General features: G+C 65.2%; 2 protein-coding genes. One reads left to right on the top strand and one right to left on the bottom strand.

What is annotated here, in order from left to right; translation table 11 throughout:
- Positions 1 to 1,128: PTS transporter subunit EIIC (locus ACRDUX_RS22625; RefSeq protein WP_526416708.1), on the bottom strand; the 1,128-nt coding region annotated here is incomplete at its 3' end.
- A 137-nt stretch (positions 1,129 to 1,265) separates the two neighbouring features.
- On the opposite strand from ACRDUX_RS22625, the gene ACRDUX_RS22620 reads away from it, so the two are divergent.
- Positions 1,266 to 1,560, top strand: a 295-nt coding sequence (locus tag ACRDUX_RS22620; RefSeq protein WP_526416706.1) for a PTS sugar transporter subunit IIA, incomplete at its 3' end; no start/stop codon positions are given.

Raw genomic sequence — 1,560 nt, 5'->3', positions numbered from 1 at the left:
GTTCTTGGCCGCAGGCGCCGTGCCGTAGAGCAGAAGATCGATCAGCCCCGCGGAGAACGAGAACCCGAGGTGGATGTCCAGCAGGTAGGCGATCGCCAGGGACAGCCCCGTCAACAACGCGTGGATGACGTACAGCGGGAACGCCACGAACATGAACGCGAACTCGAGAGGTTCGGTGACGCCCGTCAGGAACGCGGTCAGCGCAGCCGCCGTCAGAATGCCGACCGCGACCTTGCGCTGCTTCTTGTTCGCCACGTGGATCATCGCAAGAGCGGCAGCGGGCAACCCGAACATCAGAATCGGGTAGAAGCCCGACGTGAGCAGTCCCGCGCTCGGGTCGCCTGCGGCGAATCGCGTGAGCTCACCGGTGGCGACCGTCCCGGCGGGCGTCTGGTAGTCGCCGTAGATGAACCAGACGTACGAGTTCACGATGTGGTGCAGACCGAGCGGGATCAGCATGCGGTTGGCGAACCCGTAGATGAATGCGCCGATGGCCCCGGAGCCGCCGATGAACCTGCCGAGGCCCGTCAGTCCGGCGTCGAACAGCGGGTAGCAGTAACTCATCGCGAAGGCCAGGAACAGGCAGGCCAGCGACACCACGATCGGGACGAAGCGCCTACCCCCGAAGAAGCCGAGATACGAGGGCAATTGGATGGTGTGGTACCTGTCGAACAGCCATGCGGTCAGCAGCCCCACCACGATTCCGGCGAACACGCTGTAGTTGATCTGCGCCTGGTCGCCCGCCTTGTCGACCTCGCCGGCGAGAACGATCGGCGACATGGTCTTGAAGACGGCCTGCACCACCAGGTAGCCGACGACCGCGGCCAGCGCGGTCGAGCCGTCCGCCTTCTTGGCGAATCCGATGGCCACGCCGACGGCGAACAACAGGGGCAGGTTGGTGAAGATCGCGTCACCCGCCGCGCTCATCGCCTGGAAGAACGGCCCGATGACCGGGGCCTTGATCCGGCCCAGCAGGTCATCCTGGCCGAGGCGCAACAGAATTCCCGCCGCTGGCAGCACGGCGATGGGCAGCATGAGGCTCTTGCCCAGCCGCTGAAGCTGAGCGAAGCCGGGAATTCGTAGGCCCGACTTCTGCTGCGCTCCTTGAGATTTCGTGGTATCGCTCATTTCGGGGGTCCTCCCTCTGCCGCGAAGGTCGCCGGCTGGCCGAAGCTGAGCGGAAGCTTAGACGAGAACCCGTGAACACGAGACCGTCTTGCCGCCACGCTCGTATTGTGGGACGCACCAACGAAGGAGTCACGACAGTGAGCACGACGAAGGTCCTCGCCCCGGTTGCAGGACGTGCAGTACCGCTTCAGGACGTCCCCGACCCCGTGTTCTCCCAAGGCATGGTGGGCTACGGCGCGGCCATCGACCCGCCCCGCGGGGTGGTCGAGGCGATCGCCCCGGTCAGCGGCAAACTCTTGAAACTCCTTCCGCACGCCTACATCGTGATGACTCCGGACAACGTGGGCGTTCTGGTCCACCTCGGTCTGGACACCGTGGCGCTCAATGGAGAGGGCTTCACCGCCCACGTGAGCCAGGGCGACGACGTGACCG

Source organism: Mycobacterium sp. (assembly GCF_050701675.1).
In the GTDB taxonomy this organism is placed as follows: domain Bacteria; phylum Actinomycetota; class Actinomycetes; order Mycobacteriales; family Mycobacteriaceae; genus Mycobacterium.
The sequence above is the reverse complement of the archived record's forward strand: the minus strand, read 5'-3'. Positions and strand labels throughout refer to the sequence as shown.